This is a genomic window from Paenibacillus sp. JT22N15, assembly GCF_059383755.1.
Genome location: NZ_JBXENV010000025.1, coordinates 29,220 through 52,156, shown reverse-complemented (window position 1 = coordinate 52,156; position 22,937 = coordinate 29,220). Strand labels below are relative to the sequence as shown.

At 46.1% G+C, this 22,937-nt stretch carries 31 protein-coding genes; all 31 read right to left on the bottom strand.

The annotated features are described in order from the left end of the window. Positions 1-53 precede the first annotated feature (53 nt). Complete coding sequence (gene secY, locus AC50X8_RS31180; RefSeq protein ID WP_056035803.1) at positions 54-1,355, bottom strand: preprotein translocase subunit SecY; 1,302 nt, start codon at positions 1,353-1,355, stop codon at positions 54-56. Next, positions 1,356-1,796, bottom strand: a complete 441-nt coding sequence (gene rplO / locus AC50X8_RS31175; RefSeq protein ID WP_046234243.1) for a 50S ribosomal protein L15 — start codon at positions 1,794-1,796, stop codon at positions 1,356-1,358. 44 nt (positions 1,797-1,840) lie between these two features. Continuing rightward, positions 1,841-2,020 (bottom strand): 50S ribosomal protein L30, encoded by a 180-nt coding sequence (gene rpmD, locus AC50X8_RS31170; protein WP_046234242.1) that lies wholly within the window; start codon positions 2,018-2,020, stop codon positions 1,841-1,843. A 13-nt stretch (positions 2,021-2,033) separates the two neighbouring features. Next, positions 2,034-2,531, bottom strand: coding sequence for a 30S ribosomal protein S5 (gene rpsE, locus AC50X8_RS31165; RefSeq protein WP_046234241.1), 498 nt, complete (start codon positions 2,529-2,531; stop codon positions 2,034-2,036). A gap of 30 nt (positions 2,532-2,561) precedes the next feature. Further along, positions 2,562-2,930, bottom strand: coding sequence for a 50S ribosomal protein L18 (gene rplR / locus AC50X8_RS31160; protein WP_046234240.1), 369 nt, complete (start codon positions 2,928-2,930; stop codon positions 2,562-2,564). 60 nt (positions 2,931-2,990) lie between these two features. Further along, a complete protein-coding gene (rplF, locus tag AC50X8_RS31155) occupies positions 2,991-3,533 on the bottom strand; it encodes a 50S ribosomal protein L6 (RefSeq protein ID WP_046234239.1) in 543 nt (180 codons plus the stop codon). Between the two features lie 31 nt (positions 3,534-3,564). Further along, positions 3,565-3,963: a 30S ribosomal protein S8 gene (gene rpsH, locus AC50X8_RS31150; RefSeq protein WP_046234238.1), complete on the bottom strand. Its 399-nt coding sequence runs from the start codon at positions 3,961-3,963 to the stop codon at positions 3,565-3,567. A gap of 31 nt (positions 3,964-3,994) precedes the next feature. Continuing rightward, positions 3,995-4,180, bottom strand: coding sequence for a type Z 30S ribosomal protein S14 (locus tag AC50X8_RS31145; RefSeq protein ID WP_013312154.1), 186 nt, complete (start codon positions 4,178-4,180; stop codon positions 3,995-3,997). A gap of 26 nt (positions 4,181-4,206) precedes the next feature. Beyond that, positions 4,207-4,749 (bottom strand): 50S ribosomal protein L5, encoded by a 543-nt coding sequence (gene rplE / locus AC50X8_RS31140; RefSeq protein ID WP_046234237.1) that lies wholly within the window; start codon positions 4,747-4,749, stop codon positions 4,207-4,209. Positions 4,750-4,778: 29 nt separating this feature from the next. Then, on the bottom strand, positions 4,779-5,132 hold the full coding sequence (gene rplX / locus AC50X8_RS31135; protein ID WP_074905002.1) for a 50S ribosomal protein L24: 354 nt from the start codon (positions 5,130-5,132) through the stop codon (positions 4,779-4,781). Positions 5,133-5,190: 58 nt separating this feature from the next. Continuing rightward, positions 5,191-5,559 (bottom strand): 50S ribosomal protein L14, encoded by a 369-nt coding sequence (gene rplN, locus AC50X8_RS31130; protein ID WP_046234236.1) that lies wholly within the window; start codon positions 5,557-5,559, stop codon positions 5,191-5,193. A 44-nt stretch (positions 5,560-5,603) separates the two neighbouring features. Further along, positions 5,604-5,867 carry a 30S ribosomal protein S17 gene (rpsQ, locus tag AC50X8_RS31125; RefSeq protein WP_056035800.1) on the bottom strand — a complete coding sequence of 88 codons (264 nt, stop codon included), beginning with the start codon at positions 5,865-5,867 and terminating at the stop codon, positions 5,604-5,606. A gap of 54 nt (positions 5,868-5,921) precedes the next feature. Beyond that, positions 5,922-6,122 (bottom strand): 50S ribosomal protein L29, encoded by a 201-nt coding sequence (gene rpmC / locus AC50X8_RS31120; protein WP_046234234.1) that lies wholly within the window; start codon positions 6,120-6,122, stop codon positions 5,922-5,924. Further along, positions 6,112-6,546 carry a 50S ribosomal protein L16 gene (rplP, locus tag AC50X8_RS31115; protein WP_046234233.1) on the bottom strand — a complete coding sequence of 145 codons (435 nt, stop codon included), beginning with the start codon at positions 6,544-6,546 and terminating at the stop codon, positions 6,112-6,114. The genes rpmC and rplP overlap by 11 nt, the downstream gene beginning before the upstream one ends. Positions 6,547-6,548: 2 nt before the next feature. After that, positions 6,549-7,211 carry a 30S ribosomal protein S3 gene (rpsC, locus tag AC50X8_RS31110; RefSeq protein WP_046234232.1) on the bottom strand — a complete coding sequence of 221 codons (663 nt, stop codon included), beginning with the start codon at positions 7,209-7,211 and terminating at the stop codon, positions 6,549-6,551. 13 nt (positions 7,212-7,224) lie between these two features. Beyond that, on the bottom strand, positions 7,225-7,560 hold the full coding sequence (gene rplV, locus AC50X8_RS31105; RefSeq protein WP_046234231.1) for a 50S ribosomal protein L22: 336 nt from the start codon (positions 7,558-7,560) through the stop codon (positions 7,225-7,227). A 41-nt stretch (positions 7,561-7,601) separates the two neighbouring features. Then, on the bottom strand, positions 7,602-7,880 hold the full coding sequence (rpsS, locus tag AC50X8_RS31100) for a 30S ribosomal protein S19 (RefSeq protein WP_046234230.1): 279 nt from the start codon (positions 7,878-7,880) through the stop codon (positions 7,602-7,604). Positions 7,881-7,945: 65 nt separating this feature from the next. Then, positions 7,946-8,776: a 50S ribosomal protein L2 gene (gene rplB, locus AC50X8_RS31095; RefSeq protein WP_056035796.1), complete on the bottom strand. Its 831-nt coding sequence runs from the start codon at positions 8,774-8,776 to the stop codon at positions 7,946-7,948. Positions 8,777-8,793: 17 nt separating this feature from the next. Then, complete coding sequence (rplW, locus tag AC50X8_RS31090) at positions 8,794-9,087, bottom strand: 50S ribosomal protein L23 (RefSeq protein WP_046234228.1); 294 nt, start codon at positions 9,085-9,087, stop codon at positions 8,794-8,796. Continuing rightward, on the bottom strand, positions 9,087-9,710 hold the full coding sequence (rplD, locus tag AC50X8_RS31085; protein ID WP_056035794.1) for a 50S ribosomal protein L4: 624 nt from the start codon (positions 9,708-9,710) through the stop codon (positions 9,087-9,089). Before rplD ends, rplW begins: the two co-directional genes overlap by 1 nt. A 27-nt stretch (positions 9,711-9,737) precedes the next feature. Beyond that, a complete protein-coding gene (rplC, locus tag AC50X8_RS31080; protein WP_056035792.1) occupies positions 9,738-10,361 on the bottom strand; it encodes a 50S ribosomal protein L3 in 624 nt (207 codons plus the stop codon). A 46-nt stretch (positions 10,362-10,407) separates the two neighbouring features. Continuing rightward, positions 10,408-10,716 (bottom strand): 30S ribosomal protein S10, encoded by a 309-nt coding sequence (gene rpsJ, locus AC50X8_RS31075; RefSeq protein ID WP_046234225.1) that lies wholly within the window; start codon positions 10,714-10,716, stop codon positions 10,408-10,410. Positions 10,717-11,205: 489 nt separating this feature from the next. Beyond that, positions 11,206-12,000: an ABC transporter ATP-binding protein gene (locus AC50X8_RS31070; protein WP_056035789.1), complete on the bottom strand. Its 795-nt coding sequence runs from the start codon at positions 11,998-12,000 to the stop codon at positions 11,206-11,208. Beyond that, positions 12,000-12,917, bottom strand: coding sequence for an ABC transporter permease (locus AC50X8_RS31065; RefSeq protein WP_056035785.1), 918 nt, complete (start codon positions 12,915-12,917; stop codon positions 12,000-12,002). Before AC50X8_RS31065 ends, AC50X8_RS31070 begins: the two co-directional genes overlap by 1 nt. Positions 12,918-13,025: 108 nt before the next feature. After that, positions 13,026-14,087, bottom strand: a complete 1,062-nt coding sequence (locus AC50X8_RS31060) for an ABC transporter substrate-binding protein (protein WP_494883440.1) — start codon at positions 14,085-14,087, stop codon at positions 13,026-13,028. Between the two features lie 198 nt (positions 14,088-14,285). Further along, positions 14,286-15,476, bottom strand: coding sequence for an elongation factor Tu (gene tuf, locus AC50X8_RS31055; RefSeq protein WP_056035781.1), 1,191 nt, complete (start codon positions 15,474-15,476; stop codon positions 14,286-14,288). 116 nt (positions 15,477-15,592) lie between these two features. Next, entirely contained in the window at positions 15,593-17,668 is a 2,076-nt protein-coding gene (gene fusA / locus AC50X8_RS31050; RefSeq protein WP_056035778.1) for an elongation factor G, read from the bottom strand. A 56-nt stretch (positions 17,669-17,724) separates the two neighbouring features. Further along, positions 17,725-18,195, bottom strand: a complete 471-nt coding sequence (rpsG, locus tag AC50X8_RS31045; RefSeq protein ID WP_046234219.1) for a 30S ribosomal protein S7 — start codon at positions 18,193-18,195, stop codon at positions 17,725-17,727. A gap of 51 nt (positions 18,196-18,246) precedes the next feature. Then, positions 18,247-18,666, bottom strand: a complete 420-nt coding sequence (gene rpsL / locus AC50X8_RS31040) for a 30S ribosomal protein S12 (RefSeq protein WP_046234218.1) — start codon at positions 18,664-18,666, stop codon at positions 18,247-18,249. A gap of 157 nt (positions 18,667-18,823) precedes the next feature. Beyond that, complete coding sequence (locus AC50X8_RS31035; RefSeq protein ID WP_056035776.1) at positions 18,824-19,054, bottom strand: ribosomal L7Ae/L30e/S12e/Gadd45 family protein; 231 nt, start codon at positions 19,052-19,054, stop codon at positions 18,824-18,826. 218 nt (positions 19,055-19,272) lie between these two features. Beyond that, positions 19,273-22,902, bottom strand: coding sequence for a DNA-directed RNA polymerase subunit beta' (rpoC, locus tag AC50X8_RS31030; protein WP_046234216.1), 3,630 nt, complete (start codon positions 22,900-22,902; stop codon positions 19,273-19,275). Positions 22,903-22,937 lie beyond the last annotated feature (35 nt).

The window sequence follows — 22,937 nt, the reverse complement described above, 5'->3', positions numbered from 1 at the left end:
GCGGGTCCGTACCATCGCAAGCGACGTCACGGAAGCCCGAACAGAACCTATTGTTATTTATTGATAAACCCTTTGTAATGGCGTTTGATCAACTGGGTTTCGATTTGCTTCATCGTATCAAGCGCAACGCCGATAACGATCAGAAGCGAAGTTCCTCCAAGTTGCACCGTACGCGGCAATCCTGCAAGCGTTCCGAAGAGCACTGGCAAAATCGAGATAACCGCTAGGAAAAGCGCGCCCGTCAATGTAATACGTGACATAACGCGAGTCAGATAAGAAGAAGTTGGTTTACCCGGGCGAATACCTGGAATGTAACCACCGTTCTTTTTCATTTGATCCGCCATTTGTACCGGATTTATTTGAACGAAGGTATAGAAGAAAGTGAAACCGATAATCAACAGTACATACAAGACCATACCAAGCGGTTTGTCATAATACATATTATTGATAATCCAGTTTGCCCATGCCGATCCATTCCAGAACTGAGCAATCGTAACTGGGAACATCAGAAGCGATACCGCAAAAATAACCGGAATAACGCCTGCTCCGTTTACTTTCATCGGGATATGAGTCGATTGTCCACCGTACATCTTTCTGCCCACTACGCGTTTAGCGTATTGAACCGGAATTTTACGAATCCCTTGCTGAACAAAGATAACACCGACGATAATGGCAATGATCGCAATAAGGATCAGAACCATTTTACCGATATTCCAGAACAAAGCAGCTTCTTGACCAATAAATTGATCTTGCCAAATTGTACGGATGTGGCCTGGGATACCAGCAGCGATACCTGCGAAAATCAGGATCGAAATACCGTTACCAATACCACGCTCAGTAATTTGCTCGCCAAGCCACATCAAGAAAGCAGTACCTGCAGTCAAGATGATAGCAACAACCAAATAATCAACGAAGGTCGCTCCAGGAATCATCTCATTGCCATATTGGCGGTTGAAGCCGATTGCTGTTGCAAAACCTTGAACCAAACCAAGAATAACCGTGCCGTAACGAGTAATTTGCGCGAGCTTACGTTTGCCGTTCTCGCCTTCCTTCGCCCACTCTGCAAATTTAGGAATAACATCCATCGATAACAGCTGCACGATAATCGAAGCCGTGATATATGGCATAATCCCAATTGCAAAGATAGAGAATTTGAAAAGCGCTCCACCAGAAAACGTGTTAAGCAAGCCGAACAAATCTGCACCTGCGCGATCAACTTGTTTGAACACTTCTTTATTGATGCCCGGTACCGGAATGAAAGAACCAATCCGGTAAATGAGCAGGATGAAAAGCGTAAATAGAATGCGCGAGCGCAAATCCGCTACTTTCCAAATGTTGGACACGGTTTTGAACAATTAGATCACCTCGGTTTTACCGCCGGCAGCCTGGATTTTCTCTACCGCAGATTGAGAGAACTTGCTTGCTTTTACAGTCAGTTGGACGTTGATTTCACCGTTACCCAAAATCTTAATGCCTGCCAGTGGATTTTTAACAATCCCTTGCTCAAGAAGAACTTCTGGAGTGACTTCGGTGCCTGCTGCAAAGCTGTTCAGCTCTTCAATGTTGATTATGGCATACTCTTTACGGAAACGGTTGTTAAATCCGCGTTTCGGTACACGACGGTACAATGGGTTTTGACCACCCTCGAAACCAGGACGAACACCGCCGCCGGAGCGAGCATTTTGACCTTTGTGACCACGTCCAGCTGTTTTACCGTTACCGGTACCAATACCGCGACCTTTACGTTTTGGTGTTTGCTTGGAACCTGGTGCTGGTGCGAGTTCATGCAATTTCATCGTTCTTGCACCTCCTTGTTTATTTCTTTGTAGGAATGACTATCTTATACTTCTTCGACTTTAACCAAGTGGCTAACATGTTTAACCATGCCGCGAATAGCTACAGTATCGTTCAATTCAACGGTTTGACGGATTTTACGAAGTCCCAGCGATGCTACAGTAGCACGCTGTTTCTCGTTACGGCCGATCAAACTGCGAACGAGGGTGATTTGCAATTTTGCCATCGTATGCCCCTCCTTAACCTAACAGCTCTTCGACAGTTTTACCACGAAGCTTCGCAACATCTTCAGCACGTTTCAAACGTGAAAGACCTTCGAGCGTTGCGTTAACCATGTTCATGGAGTTCGAAGAACCGAGGGATTTCGTCAAAATATCGCCAACGCCAGCAAGTTCAAGAACTGCACGAACTGGGCCACCAGCGATAACACCTGTACCTTCGGATGCCGGCTTCAGGAGAACTTCTCCAGCGCCGAAATGTCCTAGCACAAGGTGAGGAATTGTTGTACCAACGATTGGTACATGAATCAGGTTTTTCTTAGCATCTTCGATACCTTTGCGGATTGCATCAGGTACTTCGCCTGCTTTACCGATTCCTGCGCCAACATAGCCGTTGCCGTCGCCTACTACTACCAATGCACTAAAGCTGAAGCGGCGTCCGCCTTTAACAACTTTGGCAACACGGTTGATGTTGACAACTTTTTCAGTAAGTTCTAACGTATTCGGATCTATACGCAAGTCGTTTAACCTCCTTATAAGTAAAGTCGATTAGAATTCCAGACCAGCTTCGCGAGCTGCATCAGCAAGCGCCTGAATTCTTCCGTGATACAAGTAACCACCACGATCAAATACTACTTGGTTTACACCTTTCGCTTGAGCGCGTTTTGCAAGCAATTCGCCGACTTTGCGAGCAGCTTCAACGCTGCCGCCGTTGCCGATAGCTTCAGTCAGCTCTTTGTCTTGAGTAGAAGCAGCAGCAAGTGTTACTCCTTGTACATCGTCGATCAATTGAGCATACATATGCTTAGCGGAACGAAACACAGACAGACGTGGGCGTGCAACCGTTCCATTGATTTTTTTACGAACACGCAAGTGTCTTTTCAGACGTGCCTTGTTTTTATCGCCTTTCGTAATCATTCAAGGTTCACTCCTTTCCAATTCCTCATACCGCTATGTTAAGCAGCCATGTCAGACTGCTTATTTCTTCTTACCAGCTTTACCTTCTTTGCGGATAATGCGCTCGCCTTCGTACTTGATACCTTTACCTTTATACGGCTCAGGCTCACGTACGGAACGGATTTTGGCAGCAAATGCGCCAACGAGTTCTTTATCGATTCCGCGAACAGTAATTTTCGTGTTCGCAGGAACGTCGAATTCGATTCCGCCTTCAGGAGCGATTTCCACTGGGTGAGAGTAACCAACGTTAAGAACGATTTTCTCACCATTTTTGCTTGCACGATAACCTACGCCAACGAGTTCAAGATTTTTCGAGAATCCGTCAGTAACTCCGCTCACCATGTTAGCGATGATGCTGCGAGTAGTACCGTGCAAAGAGCGATGCAATTTATTGTCAGAAGGACGTTCAATGACGATTTCAGTTTCACTCACATTGACTTTCATATCTTTGTGAAATTCACGGGAAAGCGTTCCTTTAGGTCCTTTAACAGTAATAACTGTGTTTTCCAAGTTGATTGTTACGCCGTTAGGCACTTGGATTGGTTTGCGACCAATACGGGACATCGTTACACCTCCAATCTTTGTGACTTGTTAATTACCAAACGTAGCAGACGACTTCGCCGCCAGCTTTGCCTTGACGTGCTTCTTTATCAGTCATAATCCCTTTGGACGTGGAAATAATAGCAATTCCCAGACCGCCCAGTACACGAGGGATCTCATTAGATTTTGTATAAACGCGAAGACCTGGTTTAGAAATACGTTTCAGACCAGTGATTACGCGCTCTTGGCTCGGGCCGTATTTCAAGAAAATACGGATAATCCCTTGCTTGTTATCCTCGATATATTCAGCATCGCGGATGAAACCTTCACGCTTCAGAATTTCAGCGATTTCCTTCTTCACTTTCGAAGCGGGCATTTCAACGGTTTCATGACGAACAACGTTCGCGTTGCGAATGCGTGTCAGCATATCTGCAATCGGATCAGACATAACCATTTGTGTTAACCTCCTTCCCGAACTAGGCTTATTACCAGCTTGCTTTCTTAACGCCAGGGATCTGGCCTTTGTATGCTAACTCACGGAAACAAATCCGGCAAATTTTAAACTTTTGCAAAACAGAGTGCGGACGGCCACAACGTTCACAGCGCGTGTACGCACGCACTTTAAATTTCGGTGTACGTTGTTGCTTCACTTTCATCGAAGTTTTTGCCACTGGGTATTACACCTCCTAAAAGTGGATTACTTCGCAAACGGCATACCCAATTGGGTGAGCAATTCGCGAGATTCTTCGTCCGTTTTTGCCGTCGTCACGATGACGATATCCATACCACGAACTTTATCAACTTTATCGTATTCAATCTCCGGGAAGATCAATTGCTCTTTCAAACCCAGTGTGTAGTTACCGCGACCATCGAATGCTTTCGATGATACGCCACGGAAGTCACGTACACGTGGGAGGGAGATGTTGAACAGCTTATCTAGGAAATAATACATACGCTCGCCGCGCAGTGTTACTTTAACCCCGATTGGCATGTTCTCACGAAGTTTGAAGCCGGCAATGGACTTCTTCGCGCGTGTTACAACCGGTTTTTGACCGGCGATTTGACGAAGCTCATCAACAGCAACATCAAGCACTTTCGAGTTAGCAACCGCTTCGCCGACACCCATATTGATGACGACTTTCTCGATTTTAGGCACTTGCATAACTGTTGTATAGTTAAACTTCTGCATCAGAGCAGGAGTGATCTCGTTAAGAAAACGATCCTTCATTCTTGCAGCCATGATTCATGGTCCTCCTTCCTACAGTAACGTTAGTCGATTACTTCGCCGGAACGTTTTGCGATCCGAACTTTTTTGCCGTTATCAAGCACTTTGTATCCAATGCGAGTTACTTTACCGCTCTTCGGATCAATGTGCATCACGTTCGATACGTGAATCGGCGCTTCTTGCTCGATGATACCGCCCTGCGGGTTAGCCTGCGATGGACGAGTATGCTTTTTAACCATATTGACGCCTTCTACAAGTACGCGGTTTTCACGCGGATATGCAGCGATTACACGGCCTTTTTTGCCTTTATCCTTACCGGAAATGACGATGACCGTATCATCTTTTTTAACGTGCAATTTATTGTTATGCGATTCAAGAATTTTTTTCAATCTTGGCATGAGTTACACCTCCTGCATGCTTGATGATCAAGCTATTGCAATCCCTTGGGGACTTTTATTAGATAACTTCTGGTGCAAGCGATACGATTTTCATGAAATCTTTATCGCGAAGCTCACGGGCAACTGGTCCAAAAATACGAGTACCACGTGGGCTCTTGTCTTCCTTAACGATTACAGCTGCATTTTCGTCAAACGCGATGTAGGAACCGTCTTTACGACGAACCGTACGCTTTGTACGAACGATAACTGCTTTAACAACATCACCTTTTTTGACAACGCCGCCTGGTGTTGCTTGTTTAACGGAACAAACGATCAAATCGCCGATAGCCGCTACGCGACGACCAGTTCCACCAAGTACACGGATACACATCAGTTCTTTTGCACCTGAGTTATCAGCGACACGCAAACGGGAAAATGGTTGAATCATGTCAACGTCCTCCTTTCGGACAAAACTAGATTACATTTTCAAACTTAAAGGACAATCGCTACTTCAACAATCTCCACGAGTCTGAAGCGTTTGTCTTTCGAAAGCGGACGAGTTTCCATAATTTTTACAACATCGCCGATTTTAGCTTCGTTGTTCTCATCATGGGCTTTGAACTTTTTCGTGGATTTAATGCGTTTATGGTACAGGTTGTGTTTTTTATATGTTTCAATAGCCACAACAACTGTTTTATCCATTTTGTCACTCACCACTTTACCGACTAACACTTTGCGGGCATTACGTTCGCTCATGTTCTTCCTCCTTCCTTAAACCTTGGCAATTTTTCCTTAGTTAAGGACTACTATTTAGCTGCTGATTCCGAGTTCTCTTTCACGCAAGATGGTTTTAGCACGAGCAATTTCTCTCCGTACGTCACGAATCCGTGTCGGATTGTCCAGTTGGCCAGTAGCCAATTGGAAACGAAGGTTGAATAGCTCCTCTTTAAAACCATTTACCTTTTGTTCGATCTCAGCAGAGGTTAGGTTACGAAATTCACTAGCCTTCATTTGCTTCACCACCTACTTCTTCGCGTTTCACGAACTTCGTTTTAACAGGCAGTTTGTGTGACGCAAGACGCATTGCTTCGCGAGCAACCTCTTCAGGTACTCCAGCAAGCTCAAACATAATTTTGCCTGGCTTAACTACAGCAACCCATTTCTCAACGTTACCTTTACCGCTACCCATACGAACCTCGAGAGGCTTTTGAGTGATTGGCTTAGCAGGGAAAATCTTGATCCATACTTTACCACCACGTTTGATGTAACGAGTCATAGCAATACGAGCCGATTCGATTTGACGGTTCGTAATCCATGACGGCTCAAGCGCTTGAAGACCGTATTCTCCGAAAGAAACTTCAGTACCGCCTTTAGCGCGACCTTTCATATGTCCGCGTTGTTGCTTGCGGTGTTTGACACGTTTAGGTACCAACATGATTAGTTGCCTCCTTCCTGGGGAGCTTTCTTCTTAACCGGAAGGACTTCGCCACGGTAGATCCAAACTTTTACACCGATACGACCATAAGTCGTATGCGCTTCAGCTGTACCATAATCGATATCAGCACGAAGGGTATGAAGTGGAACTGTACCTTCGCTATAGCCTTCTGAACGAGCAATTTCAGCACCACCGAGACGTCCGCTAACAGCGGTTTTGATCCCTTTAGCGCCAGCACGCATCGAACGTTGGATCGCTTGTTTCAAAGCACGACGGAAAGAAACACGACGCTCCAGCTGTTGTGCGATACTTTCTGCTACAAGAATAGCATCCATATCTGCTTGTTTAATTTCAGAAATATTAATGTGAACTTTTTTGCCTTTAGTGATCTTGCCAAGCTCCGTGCGCAGGTTCTCCACTTCAGAACCGCCTTTACCGATAACCATACCCGGCTTCGCAGTTTGAATCGTCACGTTAACACGGTTAGCCGCGCGCTCGATTTCGATGTGGGATACTGCCGCATCCTTAAGTTTGTTCTTCAGGTATTCACGAATTTTTACGTCTTCAATCAGAAGATCGCCGAAGTCTTTGCCTGCGTACCATTTGGATTCCCAATCACGGATAATCCCAACACGAAGACCGACCGGATTTACCTTTTGACCCACACGTTATCCCTCCTTATTTCTCAGATACCACCAAAGTGATGTGGCTGGTTCTTTTGTTGATTTTGCTTGCACGTCCCATTGCACGTGGGCGGAAACGTTTCATAGTTGGACCTTGGTTAACGAAAGCCTGGGAAATAACCAGCTTGTTAACGTCCAATTGATAGTTATGCTCAGCGTTAGCAATAGCAGAGTTCAGCAGCTTCTCCAAAATCGGGGAAGCAGATTTAGGCGTGTGACGCAGAATCGCGATTGCTTCGCCAACCTTCTTGCCACGAATCAAATCCGCAACGAGTTGAGCTTTACGAGGAGCAATACGTACGAATCTCAAATGCGCTTTAGCTTCAGACATGTGTGAACCTCCTTTCAATCGATAAAGATCTTATAGGCAAATTATCTTCTGCCCGTCTTCTTATCGTCATCATGACCTTTGTACGTACGAGTTGGTGCAAACTCACCAAGCTTGTGTCCAACCATATCTTCCGTTACGTATACTGGCACGTGCTTGCGACCGTCATAAACGCCGAAAGTGTGACCAATGAATTGTGGGAAAATTGTCGAGCGACGGGACCAAGTTTTGACCACGACTTTTTTGTTTGCTTCATTCAAATCCTCGACTTTTTTGAGCAGGTAACCGTCAATAAACGGCCCTTTTTTCAAACTGCGACCCATTTGGAGTCCTCCCTTCGCGGAAACATAGCGTGACTCAAGGTCACGCAGCTTCTATTAAGCAGTTATTACTTCGTACGACGACGAATAATATATTGGCTCGAAGCTTTTTTCTTCTTGCGGGTTTTGTAACCAAGTGTTGGTTTGCCCCAAGGAGACATTGGCGATTTACGACCGATCGGAGCGCGACCTTCACCACCACCGTGTGGGTGATCGTTAGGGTTCATTACTACGCCGCGGACTTCTGGACGTCTGTTCATCCAACGGGAACGGCCGGCTTTACCGATTTTCACGAGTTCGTGATCTTCGTTACCAACAGAACCGATTGTTGCACGACAAGTTTTCAGAATGCGACGAACCTCACCGGAAGAAAGACGGATCGATACGTAAACTTCTTCTTTACCAAGAAGCTGAGCTTCTGTACCAGCAGCACGAACCAATTGTCCGCCTTTGCCTGGTTGCAATTCAATGTTGTGGATAACCGAACCAACAGGAATGTTACCAAGTGGAAGAGTGTTACCTACTTTGATATCAGCAGTAGGGCCGGACATTACTTGATCTCCAACTTTAAGACCTTTAGGAGCGATAATGTAGGCTTTCTCACCGTCAGCGTAGTGGATTAGAGCGATGTTGGAAGTACGGTTCGGATCGTATTCGATCGTTGCCACTTTACCAGCAATTCCATCCTTAAGACGCTTGAAGTCGATAATCCGATATTTACGTTTGTGTCCGCCGCCTTGATGACGAACCGTAATTTTACCTTGGTTGTTACGACCAGCTTTTTTGAAAAGTGGTGCTAGCAACGATTTCTCCGGTGTGTCTGTTGTGATCTCTTCGAAAGTCGAGACCGACATACCACGACGTGCAGGAGAGGTCGGTTTATACTTTTTAATTGGCACTTGAATTTCCTCCTTTTCTAAACAGACGTTTCAAAGAACTCAAGTTCTTTGCTATCATCGCTCAGTTGAACGATTGCTTTTTTCCATTCGGATCTATAACCGCTATATTTACCATAGCGCTTAGGTTTACCAGCAACACGCATTGTGTTAACGCTAGTAACCTTAACTTTGAAAATTTGCTCAATAGCGTTTTTGATTTCTGTTTTGTTAGAGCGAAGATCAACTTCGAACACGTAACGTTTGGAAACCATGTATTCGCTAGTACGTTCTGTAATAACAGGACGTTTAATAATATCGCGAGGGTTTTTCATTACGCAAACACCTCCTGTACTTTCTCTACAGCATCTTTAGTGATGATGAGCTTGTCATATACAAGTACATCCAGAACATTAATGCCGTCAGCTGCGACGAATTTCACACCTGGGATGTTACGAGCAGACAATGCTACATTGTCATCATAGCTAGGCAAAACAACAAGCGCTTTACGAGCCACTTTCAGATTGTTCAGAATCGCTACGAATTCTTTCGTCTTAGGAGTCGAGAACGACAATTGATCAAGAACGATAATTTCGTTAGCGATCACCTTCGAAGATAGAGCCGATTTGATTGCCAAACGGCGAACTTTCTTAGGAAGCTTGAAACCGTAAGAGCGTGGAGTCGGTCCAAATACTGTACCGCCGCCAACCCATTGCGGGGAGCGAATGCTACCTTGACGAGCACGGCCAGTTCCTTTTTGTTTCCAAGGTTTACGACCGCCACCACGTACTTCAGAGCGTCCTTTAGTTTTGTGAGTACCTGCACGCTCAGCAGCTTGCTGAAGCGTAACAGCGCTGTGTAGAACGTGTTTATTAGGCTCGATACCGAAAACGCTATCTGCCAATTCAACCTCGCCTACTTGCGAACCGCTCACATTGTATAATGATACTTTAGGCATTTATTGTTCCTCCTTTCTTCTAAGAATTTATTTCTTAACGGTAAGTTTAACTTTCACAAAACCGTTTTTAGGGCCTGGTACAGAACCTTTAACTAGCAACACGTTACGCTCAGCGTCTACGCGAATAACTTCAAGCTTTTGAATCGTGATAGCGTCAGTACCCATGTGACCTGGAAGGCGTTTGCCTTTCGGTACGCGGTTCGCTTGAATCGAACCCATGGAACCTGGACCGCGGTGGTAACGGGAACCGTGAGACATAGGACCCGTGCTTTGTCCCCAACGTTTAATAACGCCGGCAAAGCCTTTACCTTTAGAAATACCTGTTACGTCAACGAATTCGCCTTCTGCGAAAAGGTCAGCTTTAACCACTTGACCAACTTCGTAGTCACCCAATTGGATGCCGCGAATTTCACGAACGTAGCGCTTAGGAGTAGCTCCCGCTTTTTTAGCGTGGCCAATTTCCGGCTTAATAGTTCTGCTTTCTTTCTTGTCGGCAAAACCGAGTTGAACAGCTTCGTAACCATCAGTTTCCTGGTCTTTCTTCTGCAAAACGACACATGGTCCAGCTTCGATAACAGTAACCGGAATTACATTACCTTCAGCAGTAAACACTTGAGTCATTCCAAGTTTTTTACCTAAGATACCTTTCATGTTGACACCTCATTTCCCTTCTATATCACATATACTGGTGTTGCTTTTACAGTTTGATTTCGATATCTACACCGGATGGTAAATCCAGGCGCATCAACGCATCAACCGTTTGCGGCGTAGGGTTAACAATGTCGATCAAGCGTTTATGTGTACGCATTTCGAATTGCTCCCTCGAATCCTTGTACTTGTGCACCGCACGGAGAATGGTGATGATTTGCTTTTCCGTTGGAAGCGGAATCGGCCCGGAAACACTCGCTCCGGAACGTTTTGCAGTTTCCACAATTTTCTCTGCGGATTGATCAAGAATCCTGTGATCGTACGCTTTCAAGCGAATACGAATCTTTTGCTTTGCCATATAAGTCCCTCCTTCTATCGCCCAATTTATTATCGGACATACTCCATGAGAAAACCCGGCACATGCCCCATGGCAAAGGGGCCGGGTGTGTCGGCAACCTCTCACATCATCGCAACGTCACAGACCAACAGACATTATTATAACGAAATGAATAGGCAAATGCAAGCAGAACTTTGCTTTCATGCTATTTTCAATTAAATTAGTGGTCTTTCATCCTTTTAGGCAAGAATATAGCGCCTTTTAGGTTATTAGCTTCGACACATTGCCCGCTTCATAAACAAAACGATTGCTGTGTCTTCTATATATAATAGAAGAAACTCACCTGAATACCTTCAACTAACGGCTGCAAACCGCTAAAACAGCAGAAGATCGCTCTTCTATCCGTACATCGGCAAGCTTTCACCCATGACCCGATAGAAAAGCGATCTTCTTTGCTTTATGGACAATGTGTTACTACTACTCTACTCACTAAACTTTACTCTAAACTTATTAACCTAGCACAATCCGGTCGTCAGCCAGCTTCTTGCCGCTAATTTGCTCAAACTCGTTAAGCAGCTGCGCTACCGTGAGATCCTTTTTGCGGTGTTCATTTACATCGAGAATAATACGACCCTTGTCCATCATAATAAGACGGTTGCCCAGACGGATCGCCTGCTCCATATTATGCGTCACCATCAGCGTCGTCAGCTTCATCTCGTGTACAAGCGAATCCGTGAGCGCTGTAATCAGCTCTGCACGCGAAGGATCAAGCGCCGCCGTGTGCTCATCAAGCAGCAATATCTGCGGCTTCGTAAAGGTCGCCATCAACAGGCTAAGCGCTTGCCGCTCTCCACCGGACAAAAGACCAACCTTCGCGCCCAAGCGATTCTCAAGCCCAATGCCGAGCCTAGAAAGCTGCTCCTTGAAAAAAGCGCGCTTGGCCGGCGTCACACCTATCAATAGTGTACGCGGCTTGCCTCTTTTATAGGCCATAGCCAGGTTTTCCTCGATCGTCATGCGCGGCGCTGTACCCGCCATAGGATCTTGAAAGACTCTCCCGATCCATTTGCTGCGTTTAAATTCGGGCAGCAGTGTCATTTTATCCCCAGCTATTTCAACATCGCCGGCATCTGGACGCATGACACCCGAGATAATGTTCATTAAAGTAGATTTCCCTGCTCCATTGCTTCCAATGACCGTTACAAAATCGCCCGGCATCAGATGCAGATTAATATTAATCAAAGCTGTCTTTTCATCAACAGTTCCTGGATTAAACAGCTTGGACACTTTTGAAATGTTCAGCATTACTGGCCACCTCCGCGTTGTACAGGATCAGTCAGCAGCTCCGCCGAGCGTTTGCGTGCCATTTTTTTCTGCTTAAACGATTTCTGAATGGTCGGAACGACAAGGGCAACAATAACGATTACCGCTGTAATCAGCTTTAAATCGGAAGCTTTGAGCCACTCAACCCGATAGGCAATCGTAATGATGATCCGATACACAATGGAACCAAGAACAACCGCCAGCGTGGCCCAAAACACCTTCCGGGCTCCGAAAATAGCCTCGCCAATAATAACCGATGCCAAGCCGACGACGATAACGCCGATCCCCATAGAAATATCAGCAGCAGTTGACTGCTGTGCGAATAAGGCTCCAGACAAAGCAACAAGTGCATTGGAGAGGGAGATACCGATAATTTTAGTCGTATCCGTGTTGGAGCCAAAGCTCCGAATCATCCGCTCATTATCTCCTGTTGCACGCAAGCTTAGCCCTAAGTCCGTATGCAGAAACAAATCCAGCAGCAGCTTGGTCACAATAACCACGATTACGACAATAACAAGTACGTTGCTAGTCGTAAAAATCGTATCCATCCCATATACCGACACATTCGGCTTGCCCATAATTCGCAGATTAATAGAATATAGGGCAATCATCATAATAATGCCGGAGAGAAGCCCATTTATTTTGCCTTTCGTATGCAAAAGCCCGGTAATGGCTCCCGCAGCCGCACCTCCGCCAAAAGCAGCAATAGTAGCCACCCAAGGCGACATGCCATTCGTTATCAAAATCATTGCAATACCGCCGCCTGTAGTGAAGCTGCCTTCCACGGTCAAATCGGGAAAATCTAAAATACGATACGTAATGTAGACGCCCAGCGCCATCAACGCATAAATTAAGCCAAGCTCAATTGCACCAGGCATCGATTTCAACAAACTAAGCAATAGGAAACCTCCTCATAAAAAACGGGCCAATTGTAAACGGCTACTGCCGTCTAATGGCGACAATAGCCGTTACGTTACTTTTTTTAAAAAATCCCGTTAAGTTGCGAACTATTCAATAATGTTGGAAGCAGCATCCTTGACTTGATTTTTCATCTCATCGGTCACCGTAATGCCTTGTTCCTTAGCTGCCTTCATGTTCAAAATAAGATCAAGCTTGTCCGGCACTGTTACTTTCATATCGCCCGGCTTCTTGCCGTTTTTCAAAATATCCACAGCCATTTGACCTACTTGGTAACCATGATCATAATATTTGAAACCAATTGTTGCAAAGGCGCCGCGCTCAACCGTATCGCGATCGCTCGCAAAAAACGGAAGATCATTATCATTAGCTACTTTAATCAATGTATCCAGACTGCTCACTACTGAATTATCCAATGTAATATACAGTGCATCTACTTTACCCACAAGGGAAGCAGCTGCCTGCTGTACTTCTGATGTGTTACTCACAGCTGCACGAACGAGCTTAATATCATGTTTAGCGAGCGCTTCTTCTGCAATTTTAGCCATAACCACTGCATTAGGCTCACCTTCGTTAATGACAAGGCCAACATTTTTCACTTTCGAAAAATTAGCAGCTACAAAGTCCATAAGCTCTGTAATTGCTGCTGGATTTGTATCCGACGCTCCTGAAACAAGACCGCCTGGTGCATCAAGATTTGTAACGAGTTTCGAATCAATCGGATCAGTAACAGCTGCGAACAGCACAGGACGATCAGTCACTTCTTTCACAAGCGCTTGTGCTGATGGTGTAGCAATACCTAACGCCAAATCACTTTTATCAGCTGCGATCTTTTGAGCCAACGTTTGGTTGTTTGCTTGATCTGCTTGAGCTGTATTAAAATCAATGGTTAAATTCTGTCCTTCAACCAAGCCCGCATCCTTCAAGGCAGCAATAAATCCTTCTCTTGTTGCATCAAGCGACGGATGCTCTACATATTGCGAGATTGAAATTTTATAATTTTCTTTCGCCCCACTGTCCGTTGCTTCAGCAGAACTGCTTGGTGCAGTTGAAGCCTGTTCCCCTGTATTGCCGTTTCCTTTGCTGCCCCCACATGCCGAAATGACCAAAACGAGGACCAGCATTAATCCTACCCACATATTTTTTCTCATCTTCTGTAAAACCTCCCCTACATAATAAGCTGCTTCTGTCTTACGTTCCCATAAGGTTTCCCTCTATCGCAGCTGTATACATCTTCTCTCATATTAAAGGCGATGCAGCAGCCCCGTCAATGACTTGTCCATGGAAAATAAAAAACCTCTCACCGAGGTGAGAGGTTTGATTCGTGCGCGGCTTAAAGCCGCACGCGATTATTTTTGGATAGTTGCTACAGCGCCAGCGCCTACAGTACGGCCGCCTTCACGGATGGAGAAACGAGTTCCCTCTTCAACCGCGATTGGAGCGATAAGCTCAACAGTAACTGTGATGTTGTCGCCAGGCATAACCATTTCAGTACCTTCTGGCAGGTTGATGATACCAGTAACGTCAGTTGTACGGAAGTAGAACTGTGGACGGTATCCAGTGAAGAAAGGCTTGTGACGGCCACCCTCTTCTTTAGTCAGAACGTAGATTTGTGCAGTGAAGTTAGTGTGTGGTTTAACCGAACCCGGTTTAGCCAATACTTGTCCACGCTCAATATCTTTACGGTCCACACCACGAAGCAATGCGCCAACGTTGTCGCCTGCTTGAGCGGAGTCAAGCAATTTACGGAACATTTCAACGCCTGTTACTACGGATTTGCGGGACTCTTCAGCAAGACCGATAATTTCGATCTCGTCGCCTACTTTGATAACGCCACGCTCAACACGGCCAGTTGCTACTGTACCACGGCCAGTGATTGTGAATACGTCCTCGACAGGCATAAGGAAAGGTTTCGCAACATCGCGCTCAGGAGTTGGGATGTAAGTATCAACTTGCTCGAAGAGCTCGATGATTTTTTCAGCCCAAGGACCGTCAGGGTTTTGCAAAGCTTCACGAGCTGCACCACGGATGATTGGAGTGTCGTCGCCTGGGAACTCATACTCGGAAAGAAGGTCGCGAACTTCCATCTCAACCAGTTCAAGAAGCTCTTCGTCTTCAACCATGTCGCATTTGTTCAGGAATACAACGATGTAAGGAACGCCAACTTGCTTGGACAGCAAGATGTGCTCACGAGTTTGTGGCATAGGGCCATCAGCTGCGGAAACTACTAGGATTGCTCCGTCCATTTGTGCAGCACCAGTGATCATGTTTTTTACATAGTCGGCGTGACCTGGGCAGTCAACGTGAGCGTAGTGACGAGCTGGCGTCTCATACTCAACGTGAGCTGTCGAGATCGTGATACCACGCTCGCGCTCTTCTGGAGCTTTATCGATTTGGTCAAAAGCGATAGCAGCACCGCCGTATTTTTTGGAAAGTACAGTAGTGATTGCTGCAGTCAGAGTCGTTTTACCGTGATCGACGTGACCAATAGTACCGATATTAACGTGCGGTTTGTTACGTTCAAATTTAGCTTTTCCCATTGAACTTAATCCTCCTCAATATTTAAAAGGTTTTATATAGTGGCTGAACACTTGCTTGCTTAGCAAGCTGTAATGCCAACCGGAGTAAAAAAGACTAACCTAGACAAAGGCAAATATTATTCGCCTTTGTTTTTAGCAATAATCTCTTCAGCAATCGATTTAGGAACTTCTTCATAGTGAGAAAGCTCCATCGAGAATACACCGCGTCCTTGTGTACCAGAACGAAGTGTTGTGGAATAACCGAACATCTCGGAGAGAGGCACCTTAGCACGGATGATTTGCGCACCTGCGCGAGTATCCATACCTTCAATGCGACCACGACGGGAGTTCAACATACCCATTACATCGCCCATGTACTCTTCAGGAACAGTAACTTCAACTTTCATGATTGGCTCAAGCAGAACTGGCTTACATTTTTCTTTGGCAGCTTTAAGCGCCATCGAACCTGCAATTTTAAACGCCATCTCCGAGGAGTCAACATCATGATAAGATCCGTCGAAAACAATCGCTTTAACATCAACGAGCGGGAATCCAGCGATAACGCCGTTTTTCATCGACTCTTCGATACCAGCTTGGATTGGAGCGATAAATTCACGAGGAATCGATCCACCCACAACTTTGTTTTCGAACACGAAGCCTTCACCCGGCTCTTGTGGAACGAATTCAACCCAGCAATGGCCATATTGACCTTTACCACCGGATTGACGTACGAATTTACCTTCGACTTTTGCAGCTTGACGGAACGTCTCACGATAAGCAACTTGAGGCTTACCAACGTTTGTCTCAACCTTAAATTCACGAAGCATACGGTCAACTAGAATCTCAAGGTGAAGCTCACCCATACCAGAGATAATCGTTTGGTTTGTTTCTTCATCCGTATGCGCACGGAATGTAGGATCTTCTTCCGCAAGCTTGGAAATCGCGATACCGAGTTTGTCTTGGTCAGCTTTCGTTTTTGGTTCGATAGCAACCGAGATAACTGGCTCAGGGAAATTCATCGACTCAAGAATAATCGGATGTTTTTCATCACAAAGCGTGTCACCTGTAATGGTATCTTTCAAACCAACTGCAGCTGCGATATCTCCGGAGTAAACTTCGGAAATCTCTTGACGGCTGTTCGCATGCATTTGCAGAATCCGACCAATACGCTCACGTTTGTTCTTTGTACCATTCAGAACATACGAACCGGATTTCAGGACGCCAGAATACACACGGAAGAACGTCAATCTACCTACATAAGGATCCGTCATGATTTTGAATGCCAGAGCCGAGAACGGTTCTGAATCCGAAGATTGACGAATTTCCTCACTACCGTCATCAAGCATACCTTTAATAGCTGGTACATCAAGTGGCGATGGAAGATAGTCAACAACAGCATCCAACATCATTTGAACGCCTTTGTTACGGTACGAGGAGCCAACGATAACTGGGAAGATTTTAACTTCACAAACGCCTTTACGAAGCGCTGCTTTAATTTCTGGAATCGTAATTTCTTCGCCTTCCAGATATTTCATTGTTAATTCTTCGTCCAGCTCGGCAACTTTCTCGATCAATTCCGTACGGAGTTCTTCGACTTGGTCGGCGTACTCAGCAGGAATTTCGATTTTCTCAGGGTCTTTTCCGAGATCATCTTTGTATTTGTAAGCTACGCGTTCAACGATATCGATAACGCCTACGAAATCACTTTCAGCGCCAATCGGAATTTGAATCGCAACAGCATTTGCTTGTAGACGCTCGCGCATATCCTTGATAACGTTCAAGAAGTCTGCACCGATAATGTCCATTTTGTTGATATAAGCGATCCGAGGTACACCGTAACGGTCTGCTTGACGCCATACGGTTTCGGACTGAGGCTCAACGCCTTCTTTTGCACTGAAAACGCCAACTGCCCCGTCCAATACGCGGAGGGAACGTTCAACTTCTACTGTGAAGTCAACGTGTCCTGGGGTATCGATGATATTGATGCGGTGACCATCCCATTGAGCAGTCGTCGCGGCAGACGTAATCGTAATACCGCGCTCTTGCTCTTGTTCCATCCAGTCCATCGTAGCGGCGCCTTCATGCACCTCTCCGATTTTGTGAGTACGGCCTGTGTAGAACAAGATACGCTCAGTTGTAGTGGTTTTACCCGCATCGATATGCGCCATAATCCCGATATTCCGTGTATTTTTCAAGGAGAACTCTCTAGCCATGAACTGATCTCCTCTCATTAAATGAGATTATTTGTTGATTCAGCGTTAGCCGAATCCTACCAACGGTAGTGAGCAAACGCTCTGTTTGCTTCTGCCATTTTGTGTGTATCTTCGCGCTTCTTAACGGATGCACCAGTGTTATTGGAAGCATCAGTAATTTCAGCAGCCAAACGCTCTACCATCGTTTTCTCACCGCGGTTACGTGAGTAGTTCACGAGCCAACGGAGACCAAGCGATGTACGGCGCTCAGGTTTAACTTCGATCGGCACTTGATAGTTGGCACCGCCGACACGGCGTGCTTTAACCTCAAGTACTGGCATGATATTTTTCAAAGCTGCTTCGAACACTTCCATCGGATCTTTACCCGTGCGTTCTTGGATCAGTTTGAAGGCATCGTACAACAGCGTTTGAGCTGTTCCGCGTTTACCGTCGATCATAATGCGGTTGATGAGTCTCGTTACCAGTTTGCTATTGTAAACCGGATCCGGAAGCACATCGCGTTTTGTTACAGGACCTTTGCGTGGCATGAGAAAGTCCCCCTTTCTTGAATGATAATTTCATTAGTGGTAAAACCATTTTTATTTCTTAACTTTAGGACGTTTAGCACCGTATTTCGAACGAGCTTGGTTACGGTTGTTAACACCCGCTGTATCCAAAGCGCCGCGAACGATATGATAACGTACACCCGGAAGGTCTTTTACCCGTCCGCCACGGATCAATACGACACTGTGCTCTTGAAGGTTATGTCCGATACCCGGAATGTAAGCTGTAACCTCTACGCGGTTAGTCAAACGTACACGCGCGTATTTACGAAGTGCAGAGTTCGGTTTTTTCGGAGTCATTGTACCTACACGAGTGCACACACCGCGTTTTTGCGGAGCACTGATGTTTGTAGCTTCACGTTTCAAGGCGTTGAAACCTTTTTGCAAAGCTGGCGATTTCGATTTTACGACTTTAGCTTGGCGTCCTTTACGGACTAGCTGGTTAATTGTTGGCATGTTGCCACCCCCTTCCGTTATTCATGTCATTTAATATGGTAGACATTACACCTAATTTTAAAGCCCACAGATCCAGGTGGTTCATAAAAGAACAAATAAAAATTCTTACCAGTCCATCATCAGGTTGAAGTTGCACCAGCAAAAATGCTTTTTTCCTTTATTCATCATCGGTTACGAGCGCTGCCATAGCAGCTCCGACATCAATTCCACAGGTTTTCCCAAGGTCTTGCATCGTTTCTACCCATTTGACCGGGATACTCGACCGCTCACACAAATGAATAACTTTCTCTTTCATTCGCGGATCTGCATCTTGAGCAATGTAGACTTCGACTGCTTTATCTTGCTCAAGCATCTTCGTCGTCTGTTTCGCGCCAACTTTAAACTGCATGGAATCACCTATCCTTTAGCGGTAGAAGATCACACAATTAGGCACACTTCGATATAGTATCACCTGTACACCTAGAGTGTCAAGTAGCTTTATCAGAAAAACCGCAAATGCTAGTCTTTACCTCTTCTGAAAAGCTGCTATAGCCTCGATGTACGCATACGCAGGCAGCTTCCCCTCAATTACTAGGGGAGGCCGCCGCCGCATGCATGCTTCAAGCTTTAGTCAACGGTAACTGCTTCTGATTCCAGTTCGCCTTGGTTTACAACAGTTTCCTGCTCATCCTCAAGCCCTACCAGACGGATATTGCGATAACGCGGCATACCCGTACCAGCTGGAATCAACTTACCGATAATAACATTTTCCTTCAGACCAAGCAATTGATCGACTTTGCCTTTAATAGCAGCGTCAGTCAAGACGCGAGTCGTTTCTTGGAAAGAAGCTGCCGACAAGAACGAATCCGTCTCAAGAGACGCTTTCGTAATACCGAGCAATACCGGTTTGGCTACTGCTGGCTCTTTATCAGCAAAGATCGCTTCGCGGTTGGCAGATTCATATTCATGAATGTCTACGAATGCGCCTGGCAGAAGCTTCGTTTCTCCCGCATCAACGATACGGATTTTGCGGAGCATTTGCTTAACCATGACTTCAATGTGCTTGTCATTGATTTCTACCCCTTGGTTCCGGTAGACGCGCTGTACTTCCTGCAAAATATAGTTTTGAACGCCGCGGATACCTTTAATCCGAAGCATATCTTTAGGGTCAATCGAACCATCTGTCAGCTCGTCGCCGGCTTCAAGATGCTGACCTTTTACAACACGGATACGCGAACCGTAAGTGATCGCATAAGTTTTGGATTCCGCTTCACCTTGAACTTCGATTTCACGGCGATCCTTCGCTTCACGAATTTCTTTGACCACACCATCAAGCTCGGTGATAATCGCTTGACCTTTCGGATTACGCGCCTCGAAAAGCTCCTGGATACGCGGCAAACCTTGCGTAATATCGTCTCCGGCAACACCGCCGGTATGGAATGTACGCATCGTGAGCTGTGTTCCTGGCTCACCGATGGATTGAGCGGCAATGATACCTACTGCTTCACCGATTTCAACATGCTTGCCTGTTGCCAGGTTGCGGCCATAACAAGTTTTACATACGCCATGACGAGCGCGGCAGCTAAGCACGGAACGGATTTGCAGTTTTTCAATACCCGCATCAATAATCGCATCGGCTCTGTTCGAGTCAATCAGATCATTGCGGCTGACGATAACTTCGCCAGTCTTCGGATGACGAACCGTCTCAAAAGCGTAACGGCCTTCAATACGATCGTACAGATCCTCAATAACCTCTTTACCGTCTTGAATTTTGCTCACGGAGAAGCCTTTATCGGTTCCGCAATCTTCTTCACGAACGATAACGTCTTGTGCAACGTCAACGAGCCTACGAGTCAGGTAACCGGAGTCAGCTGTACGAAGAGCTGTATCCGCGAGACCTTTCCGCGCTCCATGCGTCGAGATGAAGTACTCGAGTACCGTCAGACCTTCGCGGAAGTTCGATTTGATTGGCAACTCGATAATCCGGCCCGATGGGTTGGCCATCAGACCACGCATACCGCCCAGCTGGGTGATTTGCGATTTGTTACCCCGTGCCTTCGAATCAACCATGAGCATAATGTTGTTGTAACGATCCATGGACTTCATCAAAATTTCCGTCAGCTCGTCTTTACATTTGCTCCAAATGCTAATAATCCGGTCATAACGCTCTTCGTTCGTAATCAGACCACGACGGTACTGATTCATAACGATAGCAACCTGATCATCCGATTTTTTAAGAAGCTCTGTTTTCTCCGGCGGCACGATAACGTCCGATACGGCGATCGTAATACCTGCACGCGTGGAGTAAGTGAAGCCGAGCTGCTTGATACGGTCAAGGATGACAGCCGTCAGCGTCGTATGGTAGTTTCTGAAGCACTCAGCAATAATATTACCGAGATAATCTTTACCTACACCGCCTGCTATCGGCAATTCTTCAATGATTTTTTTCAAATCACTGCCTTTTTCGTATACAAAATATTTATCCGGCGTACCGTTCAAGAGGTTCGTTTTCGTAGCCTCGTTGATATACGGGAAATCTTCCGGGAAAATTTCGTTAAAAATAACTTTACCAACCGTCGTTGACATCAACGACTGCTGTTGTTTTTCGGTGAACACAGTCTTTTTCAAAACTTTCACCGGAATAAAGATCCGTGCATGCAGCGAAACAATACCGCGTTGGTACGCCGATACCGCTTCATTCACCGTTGCAAACACCGAACCCGTACCATGCGCTTCCTTGTTGTCCATCGTCAGATAGTAACTGCCGAGAACCATATCCTGGGAAGGCGTAACGACTGGCTTGCCGTCTTTAGGGTTCAAAATGTTGCCCGATGCAAGCATGAGCAAGCGAGCTTCCGCTTGTGCTTCTGCAGACAAAGGTACGTGAACGGCCATTTGGTCACCGTCGAAATCCGCGTTATAAGCGGTACATACGAGCGGGTGAAGCTTGATGGCGCGGCCTTCAACCAAAATCGGCTCAAATGCTTGAATACCGAGTCTGTGAAGGGTCGGGGCACGGTTAAGAAGAACCGGGTGCTCCTTAATTACTTCTTCAAGAACATCCCATACTTCAGGGCTTACACGCTCAACTTTGCGCTTCGCGCTCTTAATGTTGTGCGCAAGTCCTTTGTTGACGAGTTCTTTCATAACGAATGGCTTAAACAGCTCAAGCGCCATTTCCTTCGGAAGTCCGCATTGGAACATCTTCAGGTTCGGTCCTACTACGATAACGGAACGGCCAGAGTAATCGACACGTTTACCGAGCAAGTTTTGACGGAAACGTCCTTGCTTACCTTTAAGCATATGGCTGAGCGATTTGAGCGGACGGTTACCCGGTCCAGTCACTGGACGACCACGACGGCCGTTATCAATCAGCGCATCAACTGCTTCTTGAAGCATACGTTTCTCATTTTGCACGATAATGTCAGGAGCACCCAGATCAAGCAGGCGCTTTAGACGGTTGTTACGGTTGATTACACGACGGTACAGGTCATTAAGGTCAGACGTTGCAAAACGTCCGCCATCCAGTTGTACCATCGGGCGAAGCTCAGGAGGGATAACTGGAAGCACATCGAGAATCATCCATTCCGGCTCATTGCCAGAATTGCGGAATGCTTCGATAACTTCAAGACGCTTGATGGCACGGTTACGGCGTTGGCCCTGAGCCGTACGAAGCTCTTCTTTAAGCTGTTCCAGCTCTTTCTCCACTTCAATGTCCTGCAGCAGTTTTTTGACTGCTTCAGCACCCATTCCAGCGTGGAAGCCGTAGCCATATTTCTCACGGTAGCTGCGGTATTCCTTTTCGGACAGCAGCTGTTTTTTCTCCAGCGGCGTATCACCAGGATCAGTTACAACATAAGATGCAAAGTAGATGATCTCCTCAAGCGAACGAGGCGACATATCCAATGCCAAGCCCATGCGGCTAGGAATCCCTTTGAAATACCAGATATGGGATACAGGAGCTGCAAGCTCAATATGTCCCATACGCTCACGGCGAACTTTCGCACGTGTTACTTCAACGCCACAGCGATCACAGACGACGCCTTTATAGCGAACGCGCTTGTACTTGCCGCAGTGACACTCCCAGTCTTTGGTAGGACCAAAAATTTTCTCGCAGAAGAGGCCTTCCTTCTCCGGTTTTAACGTCCTATAGTTGATCGTTTCCGGCTTTTTAACTTCTCCGCGGGACCAGGAACGAATTTTCTCAGGCGAGGCAAGCCCAATTTTCATATACTCGAAGTTGTTCACGTCCAACAAGGAGCAACCCTCCTTCGTCATGTATGGCTATTTCA

Coding starts and splice junctions, on each gene's coding strand:
- rplC (WP_056035792.1), bottom strand. CDS start 10,361: ATGAAAGGTATCTTAGGTAAAAAACTTGGAATGACTCAAGTGTTTACT.
- rpsH (WP_046234238.1), bottom strand. CDS start 3,963: ATGGTTATGTCTGATCCGATTGCAGATATGCTGACACGCATTCGCAAC.
- rplF (WP_046234239.1), bottom strand. CDS start 3,533: ATGTCCCGTATTGGTCGCAAACCAATCCAAGTGCCTAACGGCGTAACA.
- rpmD (WP_046234242.1), bottom strand. CDS start 2,020: ATGGCAAAATTGCAAATCACCCTCGTTCGCAGTTTGATCGGCCGTAAC.
- rpmC (WP_046234234.1), bottom strand. CDS start 6,122: ATGAAGGCTAGTGAATTTCGTAACCTAACCTCTGCTGAGATCGAACAA.
- rpsL (WP_046234218.1), bottom strand. CDS start 18,666: ATGCCAACAATTAACCAGCTAGTCCGTAAAGGACGCCAAGCTAAAGTC.
- fusA (WP_056035778.1), bottom strand. CDS start 17,668: ATGGCTAGAGAGTTCTCCTTGAAAAATACACGGAATATCGGGATTATG.
- AC50X8_RS31035 (WP_056035776.1), bottom strand. CDS start 19,054: ATGCAGTTTAAAGTTGGCGCGAAACAGACGACGAAGATGCTTGAGCAA.
- rplX (WP_074905002.1), bottom strand. CDS start 5,132: ATGCCAAGATTGAAAAAAATTCTTGAATCGCATAACAATAAATTGCAC.
- rpsG (WP_046234219.1), bottom strand. CDS start 18,195: ATGCCACGCAAAGGTCCTGTAACAAAACGCGATGTGCTTCCGGATCCG.
- rplD (WP_056035794.1), bottom strand. CDS start 9,710: ATGCCTAAAGTATCATTATACAATGTGAGCGGTTCGCAAGTAGGCGAG.
- rplR (WP_046234240.1), bottom strand. CDS start 2,930: ATGATTACGAAAGGCGATAAAAACAAGGCACGTCTGAAAAGACACTTG.
- tuf (WP_056035781.1), bottom strand. CDS start 15,476: ATGGGAAAAGCTAAATTTGAACGTAACAAACCGCACGTTAATATCGGT.
- rplV (WP_046234231.1), bottom strand. CDS start 7,560: ATGTCTGAAGCTAAAGCGCATTTGAGATTCGTACGTATTGCTCCTCGT.
- rpsJ (WP_046234225.1), bottom strand. CDS start 10,716: ATGGCAAAGCAAAAGATTCGTATTCGCTTGAAAGCGTACGATCACAGG.
- AC50X8_RS31060 (WP_494883440.1), bottom strand. CDS start 14,087: ATGAGAAAAAATATGTGGGTAGGATTAATGCTGGTCCTCGTTTTGGTC.
- rpsQ (WP_056035800.1), bottom strand. CDS start 5,867: ATGAGCGAACGTAATGCCCGCAAAGTGTTAGTCGGTAAAGTGGTGAGT.
- rplE (WP_046234237.1), bottom strand. CDS start 4,749: ATGGCTGCAAGAATGAAGGATCGTTTTCTTAACGAGATCACTCCTGCT.
- rplN (WP_046234236.1), bottom strand. CDS start 5,559: ATGATTCAACCATTTTCCCGTTTGCGTGTCGCTGATAACTCAGGTGCA.
- rplP (WP_046234233.1), bottom strand. CDS start 6,546: ATGTTGGTACCTAAACGTGTCAAACACCGCAAGCAACAACGCGGACAT.
- AC50X8_RS31070 (WP_056035789.1), bottom strand. CDS start 12,000: ATGCTGAACATTTCAAAAGTGTCCAAGCTGTTTAATCCAGGAACTGTT.
- rplO (WP_046234243.1), bottom strand. CDS start 1,796: ATGAAATTGCATGAACTCGCACCAGCACCAGGTTCCAAGCAAACACCA.
- rplW (WP_046234228.1), bottom strand. CDS start 9,087: ATGAAAAACCCTCGCGATATTATTAAACGTCCTGTTATTACAGAACGT.
- rpsS (WP_046234230.1), bottom strand. CDS start 7,880: ATGGGTCGCAGTTTGAAAAAAGGGCCGTTTATTGACGGTTACCTGCTC.